General features: G+C 39.4%; 19 protein-coding genes. 2 read left to right on the forward strand and 17 right to left on the reverse strand.

Going from position 1 to position 14958, the window contains the following annotated elements:
- Window positions 1-18: 18 nt before the first annotated feature.
- Both CVS89_RS09145 and CVS89_RS09150 read left to right on the forward strand, forming a co-directional pair.
- A complete protein-coding gene (locus CVS89_RS09145; RefSeq protein WP_107848043.1) occupies window positions 19-2388 on the forward strand; it encodes a tetratricopeptide repeat protein in 2370 nt (789 codons plus the stop codon).
- Window positions 2389-2391: 3 nt separating this feature from the next.
- The gene (locus CVS89_RS09150; protein ID WP_107847950.1) at window positions 2392-3120 is read left to right on the forward strand and encodes a HEAT repeat domain-containing protein; all 729 of its coding nucleotides are present in this window, start codon (window positions 2392-2394) and stop codon (window positions 3118-3120) included.
- 118 nt (window positions 3121-3238) lie between these two features.
- Here the strand turns inward: CVS89_RS09150 and CVS89_RS09155 are convergent, their stop codons facing one another.
- The 17 genes from CVS89_RS09155 to rplR all read right to left on the reverse strand — a co-directional run bounded on the left by CVS89_RS09155 (window position 3239) and on the right by rplR (window position 14951).
- Window positions 3239-4159: an ABC transporter substrate-binding protein gene (locus CVS89_RS09155; RefSeq protein WP_107847951.1), complete on the reverse strand. Its 921-nt coding sequence runs from the start codon at window positions 4157-4159 to the stop codon at window positions 3239-3241.
- Between the two features lie 75 nt (window positions 4160-4234).
- The gene (locus tag CVS89_RS09160; RefSeq protein WP_107847952.1) at window positions 4235-4927 is read right to left on the reverse strand and encodes an ABC transporter ATP-binding protein; all 693 of its coding nucleotides are present in this window, start codon (window positions 4925-4927) and stop codon (window positions 4235-4237) included.
- Window positions 4924-5673: an ABC transporter permease gene (locus CVS89_RS09165; RefSeq protein WP_103571560.1), complete on the reverse strand. Its 750-nt coding sequence runs from the start codon at window positions 5671-5673 to the stop codon at window positions 4924-4926. The genes CVS89_RS09160 and CVS89_RS09165 overlap by 4 nt, the downstream gene beginning before the upstream one ends.
- Window positions 5670-6281: a hypothetical protein gene (locus tag CVS89_RS09170; protein WP_107847953.1), complete on the reverse strand. Its 612-nt coding sequence runs from the start codon at window positions 6279-6281 to the stop codon at window positions 5670-5672. The genes CVS89_RS09165 and CVS89_RS09170 overlap by 4 nt, the downstream gene beginning before the upstream one ends.
- Before the next feature lie 105 nt (window positions 6282-6386).
- Window positions 6387-7373, reverse strand: coding sequence for a hypothetical protein (locus tag CVS89_RS09175; RefSeq protein WP_107847954.1), 987 nt, complete (start codon window positions 7371-7373; stop codon window positions 6387-6389).
- A gap of 931 nt (window positions 7374-8304) precedes the next feature.
- Entirely contained in the window at window positions 8305-8661 is a 357-nt protein-coding gene (gene rplQ, locus CVS89_RS09180) for a 50S ribosomal protein L17 (RefSeq protein ID WP_002941584.1), read from the reverse strand.
- A gap of 11 nt (window positions 8662-8672) precedes the next feature.
- Window positions 8673-9689, reverse strand: a complete 1017-nt coding sequence (locus CVS89_RS09185; RefSeq protein ID WP_002941564.1) for a DNA-directed RNA polymerase subunit alpha — start codon at window positions 9687-9689, stop codon at window positions 8673-8675.
- 14 nt (window positions 9690-9703) lie between these two features.
- Window positions 9704-10330 carry a 30S ribosomal protein S4 gene (gene rpsD, locus CVS89_RS09190; RefSeq protein WP_021084023.1) on the reverse strand — a complete coding sequence of 209 codons (627 nt, stop codon included), beginning with the start codon at window positions 10328-10330 and terminating at the stop codon, window positions 9704-9706.
- Window positions 10331-10355: 25 nt separating this feature from the next.
- The gene (gene rpsK, locus CVS89_RS09195) at window positions 10356-10748 is read right to left on the reverse strand and encodes a 30S ribosomal protein S11 (protein ID WP_002941551.1); all 393 of its coding nucleotides are present in this window, start codon (window positions 10746-10748) and stop codon (window positions 10356-10358) included.
- A gap of 22 nt (window positions 10749-10770) precedes the next feature.
- The gene (rpsM, locus tag CVS89_RS09200; RefSeq protein WP_012140556.1) at window positions 10771-11139 is read right to left on the reverse strand and encodes a 30S ribosomal protein S13; all 369 of its coding nucleotides are present in this window, start codon (window positions 11137-11139) and stop codon (window positions 10771-10773) included.
- 3 nt (window positions 11140-11142) lie between these two features.
- On the reverse strand, window positions 11143-11256 hold the full coding sequence (gene rpmJ / locus CVS89_RS09205; RefSeq protein WP_002941545.1) for a 50S ribosomal protein L36: 114 nt from the start codon (window positions 11254-11256) through the stop codon (window positions 11143-11145).
- Between the two features lie 189 nt (window positions 11257-11445).
- Window positions 11446-11664, reverse strand: a complete 219-nt coding sequence (gene infA, locus CVS89_RS09210) for a translation initiation factor IF-1 (RefSeq protein ID WP_002848031.1) — start codon at window positions 11662-11664, stop codon at window positions 11446-11448.
- 32 nt (window positions 11665-11696) lie between these two features.
- The gene (map, locus tag CVS89_RS09215; protein WP_103603141.1) at window positions 11697-12455 is read right to left on the reverse strand and encodes a type I methionyl aminopeptidase; all 759 of its coding nucleotides are present in this window, start codon (window positions 12453-12455) and stop codon (window positions 11697-11699) included.
- Between the two features lies 1 nt (window position 12456).
- Window positions 12457-13719, reverse strand: a complete 1263-nt coding sequence (secY, locus tag CVS89_RS09220) for a preprotein translocase subunit SecY (protein ID WP_009295263.1) — start codon at window positions 13717-13719, stop codon at window positions 12457-12459.
- On the reverse strand, window positions 13719-14120 hold the full coding sequence (rplO, locus tag CVS89_RS09225; protein WP_002941506.1) for a 50S ribosomal protein L15: 402 nt from the start codon (window positions 14118-14120) through the stop codon (window positions 13719-13721). The genes secY and rplO overlap by 1 nt, the downstream gene beginning before the upstream one ends.
- A gap of 15 nt (window positions 14121-14135) precedes the next feature.
- Window positions 14136-14579 carry a 30S ribosomal protein S5 gene (gene rpsE, locus CVS89_RS09230; RefSeq protein ID WP_002941646.1) on the reverse strand — a complete coding sequence of 148 codons (444 nt, stop codon included), beginning with the start codon at window positions 14577-14579 and terminating at the stop codon, window positions 14136-14138.
- Between the two features lie 15 nt (window positions 14580-14594).
- The gene (gene rplR / locus CVS89_RS09235) at window positions 14595-14951 is read right to left on the reverse strand and encodes a 50S ribosomal protein L18 (RefSeq protein WP_002941658.1); all 357 of its coding nucleotides are present in this window, start codon (window positions 14949-14951) and stop codon (window positions 14595-14597) included.
- Window positions 14952-14958: the final 7 nt, after the last annotated feature.

Raw genomic sequence — 14958 nt, forward strand, 5'->3', positions numbered from 1 at the left:
TTTAACTATAATGGCGGCATGAAAAAGCTCTTAACCATCTTATTTTTACCGCTTTATCTATCCGCATTTAGCCTTAGCCTAAACAGCGGCGCAAACGCAAATAAGCCTTATAGCGTCCTTCAGCTAAGCGACGAGAAAGAATTTGAATGTGTGGAGCAAATTTTAGCCTACGACACGAAGCGCTACGTTTGTATGCTAGATGATGGGATCTTGCCAAAGATCGAAGATACGACGCTGCCTTTAATGGACATAAAATATAAAAAGCAAGACGGCAAGCTCTTCATCGTCATCATGCCAAAAGCACCTTCAAAACTTCTAAATGTTCAAACCGAGCTTTACAGCAGTCCAAGCGTGCAAGATACGCCAAAGACGACCATTTCAAAGCACTTTAGTATCATCATCGACACTTCACTCAGTGAAAACAACAAAAGAGTATCTGGGCTAAATTTTTCGCCTGATTTTAGAGATATGCTAAGTCCAAGCATTGGAGCGCTCGATCTTAACAAAGCGCCTATAGCTGGGCTTGATAGCAATGATATAGACATCTACATAAATATAAAAAGAGCTTACGAAAAGGGCGCTTATGAAAGCGTGGTAAAAGATACGCAAACAGCGATGAAAAGGCACCCAGCCAGTCTTTTCTCAAGCGAGTTTTTGCTTTTTAGGCTAAGAGCGCTTGATAAAATTTTTGAGACAAAGAGTGAGTTTGAAGGGCTTGAGCCAAAAGATATCGTAAGCGAGGGCAGAGCCTGGATAAGAAAATTCCCTTCTGATGAGAACTATCCAGAGGTGCTATATCTCATCGCCAGAGCTTACCTCAAAGACAGCATCGCAAGTGATGCAAAATATATGCTTGATATACTAAGCGAAGAGCACGCGGAGTCAAAATTTACAAAGCTTGCCGCGCTTGATTATGCTGACTACCTATATAAAATAGGCAGGCAAAAAGAGGCGCTAAGCGACTATGAAAAGGTGCTCTACTCTACAAACGACATCGACCTTGCAAGTAGGGCAGCACTAAGCCTAGCAGACGCAAATATCGATAAAGAGAAATTTGACGAGGCAAAGAAATTTGTACTAAAGATCGCAAATGCAAATGAAAAATTTTTCATGAACGATCCTACAAAATCGATGAATTTAGCCTATACATTTGCCAGTAAAGATATGCCAGACGTGGCTGCTAAAATTTATGAAATTTTGGTAAATAATAGCGACAGGACAAAGGACTTTTACGAGGCAGCATTAAAAAATTTAGCGCTAAATTTAGCCAAAACCAAAGATGAAAAAAGGGCGTATGAGTATCTAAACAGATACGAAAAAGAGTTTAAATATGGCGATTATATCGATGAGGTCGCCAAGGCAAAGGATGGGCTATTTTTTGAAGAGGACGACAAAAACGCCACCGCACTTCACGCAAGGTATAAAGATCTCATCGAAAAATATGCCGGCACAAATATCAGCCAAAAGGCATTAATCAGCGAGCTTGAGCTTGATCTAAAAGAGCGTAAATTTGCTGATGCGCTAGCTTATAACAACCTCGCAAAAGATGAAAATTTAAGCCGGGCAATGGAGCTAGTAAATGAGGCTGCGCTTGAACTAACAAAAGAATTTTTCATCAAAGATGACTGCACGGCGGTTGTAAATTTACTCGAAAACTACGATGTGAGCAAGGTCTCTTTGCCACAGTTTAAGCTATTTAACTGCTACTTTAGAACAGCACGCTACAACGACGCGCTAGAGCTTGCAAAGGCGCATGTAAAGGATGAAAATTTAGAAGATAGAGTCGAGTGGCTGGTAAATTTGAGCAAAATTTTATATAAAAATAAAGACTACGAGCATGCGATCACTGCGGCAAATGACGCGCTCTCGCTTGGCTCAGCGGTCGAGTACTCAGACCCGACGCCTTCTCTTTTTGATAGATTTTACTCGCTACTTGCGCTAAAACGCTTTACCGAGGCGGTCTCAACGATCAGTGCGATCGAGCAGCTAAGGGGGCAGGACTTTAAGATTATCGAGGCATACGCAGCTATATGTGACTACGCGATGAAGAGCAACGACTACGCTATCGCCGCGATGTACTCTAAAAAGGCGCTTGAGTTACAAACCAAAGCCAAGATAAAGACCTTCTCACCAAAGCTAAATTTTGACTTCGCTGAGGCTTCACTAAAGATAGATAATCTTGACGAGGCGCTTGATGAGGCGAAATTTATCCTAAATATGAAGCTTGAGCCAGAAGAGCGCCTGCATGCTCTAAATTTAGCAAGCGAAATTTATATCAGACAAAAGCAGTACAAGCTGGCTAAGGGCTATTTGGACGAGTGCGTTAGCTCAAATTTCACAAGTGCTTACAAAGATGCCTGCAAAGCCAAACTTGAGGTGATAAAGTAAATAGTGCTAAGTTTAAATGATCTTGAAAAAGAATATCTGGAGTTAGAAAAAGAAAATTTTCAGGACGGCAAAAGGATCAAATTTATAGCAAATTTAGGCGCAAGTGACGAGATAGCGTATCACTATGAGCTCATTTGCAAAGAGTGGCAAGAGGGCGGGCAGCTAAATTTAGAAAGCAGTTTTGATAGGCATGGAGGCGCTGGGCTGGAGTTTTTGTTTGAGCGCTTAGCCAAAAAGAGCGATCAAAAACTAAAAATAGAAACCATCTATCTTATAGCGCAAATCCTCACTAAATCTAAGCATAGAGATTTTTACAACGCGTTTTGTGACCGCCTTATCCCTCAAATAACTTCTTTTTTGGAGACAAATGATGCCTTACGCCGCAAGCTTATAATAGCGCTTGGTTGGGTTGGCACGTTAGAGCAAATAGATATTTTAATAAGCGAGATGCTTGGTAGTAAAGATAGCCTTTGCAGGGCTTGGGCGGCAGCTAGCCTTATGCAGATGTCGTTTCACAGGGCCAGCCAAGCAATCTTGCGAGATAAAACAAAAGCCGCATTTTTGCAAGGCATCTCTAGCGAAAAAGAGCTATACGCCTGCGCAGTTATGATAGAAGCAGCTCAAAATTTATTTGGCAAAAAGTGGATATCATCTAGCGCAGTCCAAAATCAAGAGGCTGAAAAGATAGAAAAAGCAAGAAAAATGGCGGTAAGGTTTTTAGGCAGGGATTAGAATAGATCAAATTTATATAATTGGCAAATTTTAATCTTAATTTTATCAGAAGGTTAGCATTAATATTCAAAAATTTTCATGATGGATTTGTAAAAAAGGGCAAATTTGCCCTTTAAATTTAGTTTAGTAGAAGTGATTTTATATCGATTTTATGTTCAATCATCTTGCTCTCAAGCATAAATTCTTGCGTAGCCTCAAGCGCTTTTATATCATCAGCCGTGATCTTTGAGCTAAAGTCGTACTGAGGATACATGCTCTTTACCGCCTCTATGCTAAGCCCAGTCTCTTCAGCCGTAAATTTAAGCGCCTCATCCTCGTTTGCCTTGATGTAGGCCAAAATTTCATCCTGAGCCTTTTTAAATTTCTCAACTACGTCTTTGTGCTTTTTATAAAACTCCCCGCTTGTTGCCGTGACGATGACTGGTGTGATGACGCCTTTGCCAGTTGTCACTACATTTAGGCCTGATTTTTGAGCGTTGTAAGCAGCAGGTCCTGCAAGAAGCGCTGCATCGACGCTGCCATTTTCAAGTGCAGCTTGCGCAGCTGGGATACCCATAGAAATGAACTCTACGTCGTTTATGCTAAGTCCGCCAAGAGCTAGGTATCTCACCAAAAGCTCGTTTAAGATCGTGCCTTTTGGACCTGCCACTTTTTTGCCTTTTAGATCTTTTGGCGACTTGATGTTTTTATCTTTAGAAAATATAACAAAAGCCTCTGGTGCCCTTGAATAGGCGCTTATGATCTTTATGTCAGCCTTATTTGCCGCTGCAAGTATGACCGAAGTACCGCCCACGCAGTTTAAAAACTGGAGCGAATTTGAAGCGAGCGCTTGCGTTTGCTTAGCACCTGAGGTGATCTCGGAGTATTCGACTGGCACGCCAAAAGACTTTGCGTAAAAGCCTTTAAATTTATCGACGATCGATGGGACGTTTAGCGGCGATTTGACGTAGGTCATGCCGATCTTATCTAAGCCCTCGCTTGCGTTTGCGACTAGGCAAAGCAAAGAGGCCGCATACAAAACCTTAAAAAACTTTCTCATACTTACTCCTTTTAAAAATTTTCAAGATTATATAATCTTTTGCTTCATTTTGGTTTTAATTATCATTTTATTTGCCTAAATTTCACTCAAAATTTTGCGTTTTATCGCTATTAGCTCCTCGCTTAGCAGATCTCTTGGCCTTGCTAAATTTGATAGCTCGTAGTTTGACTTTATCCCACCCTTTTCAAGCAAGATGATCTCATCAGCCAAAAATAGCGCCTCGTCGATGTTGTGAGTGACAAAAAGGATGGTTTTGCCAGCTTGTATTTTTAGGATTTCAGCCTGCATGCTAGCTCTCGTAAATGCATCAAGCGCGGCAAATGGCTCGTCCATGAGGATCAAATTTGCCTCATACGCAAGCACTCTAGCAAGCGAAACGCGCGAGCTCATGCCACCAGAGAGCTGCGAAACTGCGGCAAATTTAAAGTCGCTAAGCCCTATCATCGATATCAAACTATCGATTTTTGTAGCCTCTATTTCATGCTTTTTAAGCGCAAATACAATGTTTTCATAGACGTTTAGAAACGGCATAAGACGGGGCTCTTGAAAAACGAAGCCGATCTTTGCTTGCTCTTTAAATTTTATCTCGCCCTGACTTACGCTCTCAAGGCCTGCTATAAGGCGCAAAAGCGTAGTTTTGCCACAACCGCTTCTACCAAGTATGACGGTGATCTTATCTTTTTTTATGCTCAAATTTAGCCCTCTCAAAACGTCGATACGCTTTTCGCCTATAAAAAAATGCTTAGATAAATTTGAAATTTCTATCATTTCTCACCTCGCAACAGGCTAAATTTCGCTATCAAAAGCAAAAAGAGCCTATCTATGAGCACACCGCAAATGCCGATCGTAAAAATGCCCACAAATATCCTATCCGCGCGTGAGAGCTCTTCTGCGTCAAGGATTAAGTAGCCCAGCCCACTTGAAGCCGCTATCATCTCCGCTCCGATGATCGCGCGCATGGCGTAGCCAAAGCCTATTCGCATGCCGACAAAGATATCTTTTAGTGCGCTTTTTAAGATGATCTTGTAAAAAATCTCAAATTTACTAAAGCCAAAAATTTTACCAACCTCGATGAGCTTTATATCGCAGCTTGTTAGCCCCTTTTGGATGCTTAGAAACATCGGAAAAAACGAAGCCAAGATGATAATGATGATCTTTGGTGTCTCGTTTATACCAAACCAAAGCACCAAAATGGCGATCAAACTAAGCGGCGGGATATTTCTAAAAAACTCTAGTATCCACTCGTAATAAACGCTGATCTTTGGCAAAAGTGCCGCTATACCGCCAAGCACGAGCGCTAAGGCAAACGAGAGAGCATATCCTGCAAATATGCGCTTAAAGCTGATGATCGTATGCGTAGCAAGCTCGCCGCTTAGGCTCATGCTATACATCGTCTTTATCGTAGCTAGCGGACTTGGCAAGATATATGGCGTGAAAATTTCTAGCTCGCAAACGACCTGCCAGATGGCAAAGATCGCTAAGATCAAAATGCTCTTTTTAAAAATCTCCCTCACAGCCCATCTCCGTTGTGACAGCCGTTTTCGCAGTATAAAAGCTCGATGATCTGGTAGTTTTTAAGCTCGCTAAATTTATATGAAAGGGCGTTTTCTATCTTCTCTTTGCTACTAAGACTTAGTGTTTTTACGCCCAAATTTGTAAAAAAGCCCGGCGGTATCGGACTTTGCTCGATGTTGCGCATCTTTAAATTTATGGCGTTTTGCTCCCTAAAGCTTCTCCACGTCAAAAATGTGGTTCGCGCTAAATTTAGCCCTCTGCCAAGCTCTGCCAAGTCCTCGCATGGCGTCGTCACGTAAAGCCACTCGTCCTCTTTTAGCTTTGCGCTAAGCTCAAGCGCGCTTTCTATTAAAATAGGGTTTAAATTTGATATGAGATCGGCTTGCTCTTTGAAATTTGCCCTGATGAAATTTACAGCCCTCGGACAGCGACTATCGTAAATAAGCTCACTTTGCGTAAGAGCGTTTTTGTATGCGTTTTTTACACTTTTAACGTGGTCTTTTTCGCACTCTACTACGCTAAAGCCTTTGTCTTGCAAAATTTCTTTAAGTGCGGCAAAGTCGTAGATGTTTTTTACAACAGGATTTAACCAAACCACTTTTTTCATTAGAGCTCCCGTAAAATTTAAAAGCAAAATGTAATAATTAAAATCAAAATTGTATCATTTGAAAGTAAAAGGATGGCTTTGGGGGTTAAATTTGCAGACAAATGGCTAGACTTTTACGTCTAAATTTCGCTTTTTTTGGCTTTTCTCCATCAGTTTTAGTATGTCTATGCCGCTTTTTTCAAGGCGCATTAGCTCCTTAAGATAGGCAAATTTCTCATCTTTATTGATATCGTAGGTCGCTAGTTTCTCGCTTCGGCCAATCACTGATGCATAGACCTTGTTGCCATCAAGCTTATCGGTATTTTGCACATTGTAAAGCGACAGCACGCCCTCTATCACCTCTTTAAATTTCGCGCCGCTCTTCATACCAGCCTTCATCAGCGTTAAAAATCTCTGCCTGCTCTCATCGTCAGTGAAATTTATACTTTGCATTGTCTCATATTCGATCGGTGGCTTGTTCGTGCTAGTTAGCATTGAGATGGCCTTCTTGCCTATCGTGATACTCTCCACGCCGACTCTCTCGCCAAGATATTGCCTTAGCGCATAGTCCAGCCACCTATCTTTAAATTCTTCTACGCTCATATCCTTATCAAGTATCTCAAAGCCCTCCACGTGGCTCTTGTGCCTAAGTCCGAGCAAAGTACCGCTATCATCTTTTGACGTGTACTCTTTCGCGAAGAGATCGACGTTTGTTGGATAGTATCCGATGATCGATTCGTAAAGCCTTCCAAAACCAAGCGCCTCGGTCTGACTAACAAAACTTTTAAGCTCATCTATCTCATCTTGTCTCATTTGCTTGTCGTATCCCATGAGCTTGCCCCAGATACTTATCTTGCCATTAGCGGCCATGCCTGTGAGTGAGTTATCTCTAGCAAATTTTAGTGGCTCATCATCTTTGCTAAATTTGCTCTCGCTCGTGCGACTTAAATTTATCTGCTCACTGCTTTGGTTGGTCTTTTTGGTTAAATTCTGAGATGAGAAATTTAAGGAATTTTCGTCTGAAGTTGGTTTAATATGGCTAGCGCCTTGCTCTCTAATGTTTTGAAAGCCACTGTATAAATTTACATTAGCTCCATTTACACCACCTATCATCTCAAGTCCTTTGTAAGATAGTTAAAACAAATATCGTCTCTTTCAGAGTAAAATTTAGAAATTTGTAGAGTTTGACTTGTAAATTTAGGCTGGCTTGAGACTGGATAAATTTGGATATTTTAGAAGGCTGGAATTTAGAATTTACTTTGTAGAATTTGCATCTATCGGTTTTTGATTGTATCTGGTTCATATATTTTGGTTTAGTTTTATCGTATCTAGTCTATATATTTGGTTGTTAATTTACCATATACAACTCCGCATATTTGTCATATCATAGGCTATTTCAGATCAAATTTATGTCATCTTCTTGGTCACCCTAGTTACATTGGCCAAGCCCTTTTTGTAGTCTATCAAAATTTAGAATTTTGCAACTTTTTGGATTATAAATTTTAAATTTGTTTTTTTGAATAATTTAAATTTGAGATAGTTTATCTGGATAATTTACCCTGCTTTTGGTTTTGCATCTTAAATATATAGTCCCTAATCCTAAAACATCGCAAAATAGCTTATAGATTTAACCTAGAAACACTCAAAATAGAAATAACCCGCCCAAAGCAAATATCACAAAAAATCACCGAAGTAAAATTTAAAAACTACTAGATCTAAATTTAGAAATTTATGGCGTTGGCTTTAAAATTTAATAGATAAGTTGAGCTAGAAATTTAAAACCTCATTTTGAAAGTTTTTGGCATAAATTAAAGAGTGTCTGCTTGCGTTTTTTGTGCTTACAAACCGCTATAAATTTACTTACACCAACTATTTTAACCTATCACAGCAGCTCATCTAAAAGCCACGAAATAAAAATTTATAATGCTCCGACTTGTAAATTTGCCATAGACTAAAATGGATAAATTTAAAACAAAATTTTTAAAAAATAAACGTAAAAAGAAAAATTTAGAAAGAAAAGAGAGCCAGATAGGCTCTCTGGGGATTATTCAGCTACTAGCTCTATATAAGCCATCTCAGCTGCGTCGCCTCTGCGAACGCGAGTTTTGATAATCCTTGTATAGCCACCGTTGCGCTCTTTAAATTTTGGAGCTACTTCAGTAACTAGCTTATTTGTAGTCTCTTTGTCTTGCAATGAAGCAAATACTGCTCTGTGAGCGTTAGAGTCGCCCTTTCTAGCTCTTGTGATAAGCTTTTCAACATAGCTTCTAAGCTCTTTTGCTTTTGGTAAAGTTGTCTCTATCTTTTCGCTTTTGATGATAGCTATCGCTAAATTCTTAAGCAATGCAGATCTATGAGATGACGTTCTACCAAGTTTGCGATATCCGTGTTTATGTCTCATCTATTGTCCTTTTATTCTTTTGCACTCATTTGTGATTTTAGCTCGGTTATTTTCTTTCTGAGTTGCTCTTTGCTATCTTTTAACACATCGACACCAACTGGATAGCCTATCTCTTCCATAACCGCTTTTATCTCTTCAAGAGATTTTTTACCTAAATTTTTAAGCTCTTTAAGCTCATTTTCGTCCATCAACGCAAGCTCGCCGATAAATCTAATATCGGCTTTGTCAAGGCAGTTAAAACTTCTAGCGCTTAAATTTAGATCTTCTACACTAGAAAGTAGCTTTGAGAACTCGCCACTTGCGCTTGAACTAGCAACTGGGGCACTAACATCAATATCCAAAATTCCTTTAAATACTGACATTTGTTGATACATAGCTTCTAAACAATTTTTAAAAGCTTCTACTGGACCAACTTGACCATCTGTTGTTATTGTAAATACGATCTTCTCGTAGTCTGGATCATCTTCAACCAAGACATTTTGTATCTCATAAACTGCTTTTTTAACAGGTGTAAAGAAAGCGTCTAGTGCGATGTACTCGTCTTCGATCTCTTCTCTGATCTCTTCACTAGGAACATATCCGATACCTTTTTGGATGATAACTGAGAAATTTAACTCAGCATCTTCGTTGATGGTTGCAAGATATGCGTCTGGATTAACGATCTCAACTAGGTCGTTATTTAGGTCAGCTCCAGTTATCTCTTTTGGTCCTTTAAAGCTATACTCTATAACTTCACGCTCGCTGCCACTTTTTAATTTAAATCTGATCTTCTTCAAATTTATAATAAAAAATGCCACGTCTTCAAGCATGCCACGCATACTATCAAATTCGTGACTAACGCCTTTTATCTTTACACCGATAGGAGCAAAGCCTACTGTGCTTGTGTAAAGAAGACGGCGTAGGGGGTGAGCCAAAGTAACAGCATAACCTGCTTCAAAAGGATATGCTGTAATGTTAGCGACATTTTCGCTAACACTTTTAACTTCTATTTCAGTTGGCATATAAGCTGATGTAGTAATCTTTCTCATCTTTATACCCTCTATTATTTTGAGTAAAGCTCTACTATAAATCTTTCCTCAACAGGAATGATAACCTCTTCTCTTTCTGGATTTCTAGTGAAAATTCCAAATTTTTTCTCTTTTTCCACATCTACCCAAGCAACGATGCCAGTTTGAGCTGTAAGATCGATCGCGCGAATGATTTGTGGATTGTTTTTAGATTTCTCAGCAACTTCTACTTTAGAGCCTGGCTCCACTCTGTAAGATGGGATATCCACTCTCTTGCCATTTACTAAAATATGTCCGTGAGTTACAAGCTGGCGAGCAAAACGACGAGTTGTTGCAAAGCCCATTCTGTAAACAACATTGTCTAATCTCTGCTCTAGTAGTTGAACCAAAAGAGCACCAGTATTGCCCTCGCGGCGTGCTGCTTCTTGGAACAATCTTCTAAATTGTTTCTCTGAAACACCATACATAAATTTAGCTTTTTGCTTCTCGCGAAGTTGTAAGCCATATTCGCTTATTTTTGCTCTTCTTTGTCCGTGTTGTCCTGGTGCATAAGGTCTTTTTTCTAAAGCACTTTTACCAGCAAGTCTTCTTTCGCCTTTTAACGCAAGAGACACACCAAGACGTCTTTCTAATTTTTCAACAGGTCCTGTATATCTAGCCATAATAATTTCTCCTAATTTTCTCTAATTATACGCGGCGGCGTTTTGGCGGTCTGCAACCATTGTGTGGTAAAGGTGTGATATCTTTGAAGAAAGTTACTTTTATGCCTTCAACACCACCTACACTCTTAACAGCCGTTTCACGTCCGCTACCTGGACCTTGAACCTTGATGCCAACTTCTTTAATGCCGTGTTCTTTTGCTTTGTTTAAAGCATCTTCTACAGCTTGTTGAGCTGCATAAGGAGTTGATTTTTTACTACCCTTAAAGCCTAAGCCACCTGCACTACTCCATGCAATAGCATTTCCCATTTCATCAGTTACAGTTACCATAGTGTTGTTAAATGTTGCACTGATATAAACGATACCTTTGGCTATGCTTTTTCTAACTACTTTTTTCTTAACAATTTTTCTTTTCGCCATTTATTATCCTTTAACCCTTGCCTTACTTAGTAGCCGCACCGACAGTTTTACGTCTGCCTTTTCTAGTTCTAGCATTAGTTTTAGTCTTTTGACCACGAACAGGAAGACCCTTTCTGTGGCGAAGACCTCTATAACTTCCAAGATCCATAAGAGCTTTGATATCCATAGCAACTTGTTTTCTCAAATCACCCTCAACGACGTGGTGCTCTTGAATTTCTTTACGGATAGCTGCTGCTTCGTCTTCGCTAAGCTCGTAAACTCTCTTATCATAAGAAATTCCAGCTGCGTCAAGAATTTGACGAGATTTATAAAGACCTATACCATAGATATAAGTCAAACCATACTCGATTCTCTTTTTGTTTGGTAAATCTACACCTGCAATACGTGCCATGCCTTATCCTTGTCTTTGTTTATGTTTTGGATTTTCGCAGATAACACGAATTATGCCACTACGTTTGACAATTTTACATTTGTCACACATCTTCTTTACAGAAGGACGAACTTTCATTTTAGTCTCCTAAAAATTTATTCCACTTTTTTAGGGGCTGCATCAGGTCTAAAGAAATAATTTAAACCAACTATTTTCAAAATAAGTGGGGAACTTTGAAAATAATTCTTCATACAGCTTTTCGCAAAGCTTGGATTTTACCCAAAACCAGCTTTAAATTTACTTAGCATATTTGCCACAAAATCAAATTTACTTATATCTATAAGTGATCCTGCCCTTGTCTAGGCTATATGGCGTAAGTTCTACTTTTACGCGGTCGCCAGGCATTATCTTTATATAATGCATTCTCATCTTTCCGGCGATATGACATAAAATGATATGTTTGTTGTCAAGCTCAACTTTAAAAGTTGCATTTGGCAGTGCTTCAACAACATTTCCATCAATCTCAATGACATCGTCTTTTGCCACAAACTCTCCTTTCTTTAAATTTGCTATAAATTTTACTCTTGGCTTAAAATTTCAGCTTTGCCATTAACTATCGCCATGCAATGCTCATAATGGCTAGTTCTCAAACCATCTTTTGAGGTTACTTTCCAGTTATCGCTTCCTAAAACTGGCGTGCCATCTTTTTGGCAGATCATCGGCTCTATACAAAAAACCATTCCCTCTTTTATCTTTGGCCCAGCTTTTGGGTTGTTTCCTTCAAGATAGTTTGGAATTTCTGGCTCTTCGTGTGGCCTTTTGCCTATGCCATGACCGCAATATCCGCGCAAAGGTACATAGCCTCTGCCTACTATAAATTTCTCAAGCTCGTAGCAAATTTCTTTAAAATGCATACCAGCTCTTATAAAATCAATCGCAAAATATAGCGCATCTTTTGAGCAAGCGATCAAAGCTTCGTCTTCTTTTGAAATTTTACCAACTCCAAATGTCCTAGCCGAGTCACCAAAGTAACCATCTAAATTTGAACCAATATCTACACTAACGATATCGCCCTCTTTTAGCTTGTACTCATTTGGAATTCCGTGGATTACCACTTCATTGACGCTTATGCAAGCTGCATTTGGAAAGCCGTAAAGCCCTTTAAAGGCCGGTTTTGCTCCAGCAGCTCTTATCATATCTTCGCAAATTTTATCTATCTCAAGAAGTGAAATTCCAGGTTTTATGATCGTAGAAACGTGATCAAGTGTTCGAGCGACGATCTTATTCGCCGCTCTCATTTTCTCTATCTCAGCTGGTCTTTTTAGCGTGATAGCCATTTTATAGACCTACTGCACTTAGAGTTTGGTATTTGTTTGTATAAGACTGAGCTTCTATACGTCTCATCGTATCAAGTGCTACTGAAACCACGATAAGAACTGATGTACCACCAAAATAAAATGGTACGCCCATAGTCTTTACAAGTACCCAAGGTAATGTTGAAATGATACCCAAGTACAAAGCTCCACCTAAAGTTAGCCTACCAGCTACTTCATTTAGATAGCTAGCTGTGCTCTCGCCTGGTCTAACACCTGGGATAAATCCACCTTGTTTTTTCAAATTTTCACTTATATCTTTTGTGTTAAACACGATAGATGCATAGAAAAACGCAAAGAAGATGATAAATAAAAATGTCAAAACATTAAACATATAGCCATTTGGACTTAAAAAGTCGTTGATAGCTTGAATTACTGGATTTGTGCTAGCCTGCAAAATAGTACTTGGAAACATCAAAATCGCACTAGCAAATATCGGTGGGATAACGCCACTTAAATTTACTTTGATCGGTATATAGTTCATTATACGTTTGTTTTGATTTTCCATTATCACTTTTCTTGAGTAAGAAATAGGGATACGTCTTTCGCCCATCTCGACAAAGATAATAGCACCGATGGTCGCTAAAATGATCACCAAAATAGCGATGACTGTTAAGAAATTCATTTCAGAAGTATTTACCAAATTTACAGTTCCGCCGATCGCACTTGGTATGCCAGAGACGATGCCCGCAAAGATGATAAGACTTATACCATTGCCTATACCGCGCTGCGTGATCTGCTCACCTATCCACATAAGTAGCATGGTGCCAGTTAGCATAGATACAGCAGAGATCGCGATAAATAAATTCATATCTATCATGATAGCTTGCTCGCCACCACGACCGCTTAAGCTTTGAAGTCCGATAGAGACGCCGATTGATTGTACAAGAGTGATAACGATAGTCGCATAACGTATGATTTGCATATATTTTTGCATACCGTCGCGCTCTTTTTTCATCTGACCTAACTTTGGAAATGTCGCTGCTAGAAGCTCCATGATGATCGAAGCTGTAATGTAAGGCATGATGCCTAGAGATATGATGCTTAAACGCTCAGCGGCTTTACCACTAAACATATTAAATAGACCCAAGGCGTTGCTATTGTTTGAATTGAAAAATTCTTTAATTACGTCGACATTAACACCAGGAACTGGCACATAAGCCAGTATCCTGTATGCGAACAAAAATGCCAACGTGATTAAAATCTTGTTGGTCAGTGTTTTATCCATTATTTTGTTCCGCTAACGCTAACGTTCTCGTCTTTGATCTTTGAAGCAAGAGCTTTTGCGCTTGCACCGATTAGTTTTATCTTAGTAACGCTCTTTGAAATTTTATGAACGCTAGCTATTGTTGCGATTGAAATTTCCGCAAGCTCTTTTATAGCTGCGATCTTTTCAACATTGATAACATAAGGTTTTTCAAATTTAGAAGCAAAGCCTACCTTTGGAAGACGTCTTTGAAGTGGTTGTTGTCCGCCCTCAAAACCTCTTTTTTCATTGTAGCCTTTTCTTGCTCTTTGACCTTTATTACCTTTGCCGGCAGTTTTGCCATTGCCACTGCCTTGACCACGACCTATTCTTTTAGTTGCATGAGTTGAACCTGCAGCAGGTGTTAATTTTTCTAATGCCATCTTAACTCCTTTCTCTTAGCTTTTTAGCAAACTAAGTGCTTTTATAGTAGCACGAACGACATTTGCTGAGTTGTTTGAGCCAAGTGATTTAGTAAGGATATCCTTAATACCTGCAAGCTCGATAATAGGACGTGCACTACCGCCAGCGATAACACCAGTACCCTCGCTAGCTGGGCGAAGTAGCATTCTACTTGCGTTGTATTTTACCTCTACATCGTGAGGGATAGTTGTGCCCTTGATCTTAACGTGGATAATATTTTTAAATGCGTCGTCAATCGCTTTTCTCATCGCATCTGGCACCTCTTTAGCTTTGCCATATCCAAAGCCAACTAGGCCATTTCTATTACCAACAACAACTAAAGCTGTAAATCTAAATCTACGACCACCTTTAACAACCTTTGTAACCCGACCGATATCGACGATTACTTCTTCAAATTCTTCTCTATTATATTTTTCCATCGATTTTCCTTTGGGTTATAGCTTGATGCCATTTTCTCTTAAAGCTTCAGCAAATGCTGCGATAACGCCATGGTATAAATAACCATTTCTATCAAAAATCGCAACATCTATCTTCTTAGCTTTTAAAGCCTTAGCAAATTCTTTAGCTAAAGTGACCGCACCTTCTTTATTTGCTTTTATGCCTATTTTTCTACCATCAACTGCAGCTAGTGTAGTAGCTGTAACGTCATCAATCGCTTGAACATAAAGAGTTCTGTTTGATTTGAAAATAGAAACTCTTGGGCAAGTTGCAACACCAGAAATTTTACCTCTGATTCTTCTTTTTCTCTTAATTCTAAGAGCGATTTTTCTTTTTAGTACTTTTGCTGTCATTTACCGC

It is taken from the genome of Campylobacter concisus, assembly GCF_003048615.2.
GTDB classification, from domain to species: Bacteria; Campylobacterota; Campylobacteria; order Campylobacterales; family Campylobacteraceae; genus Campylobacter_A; species Campylobacter_A concisus_C.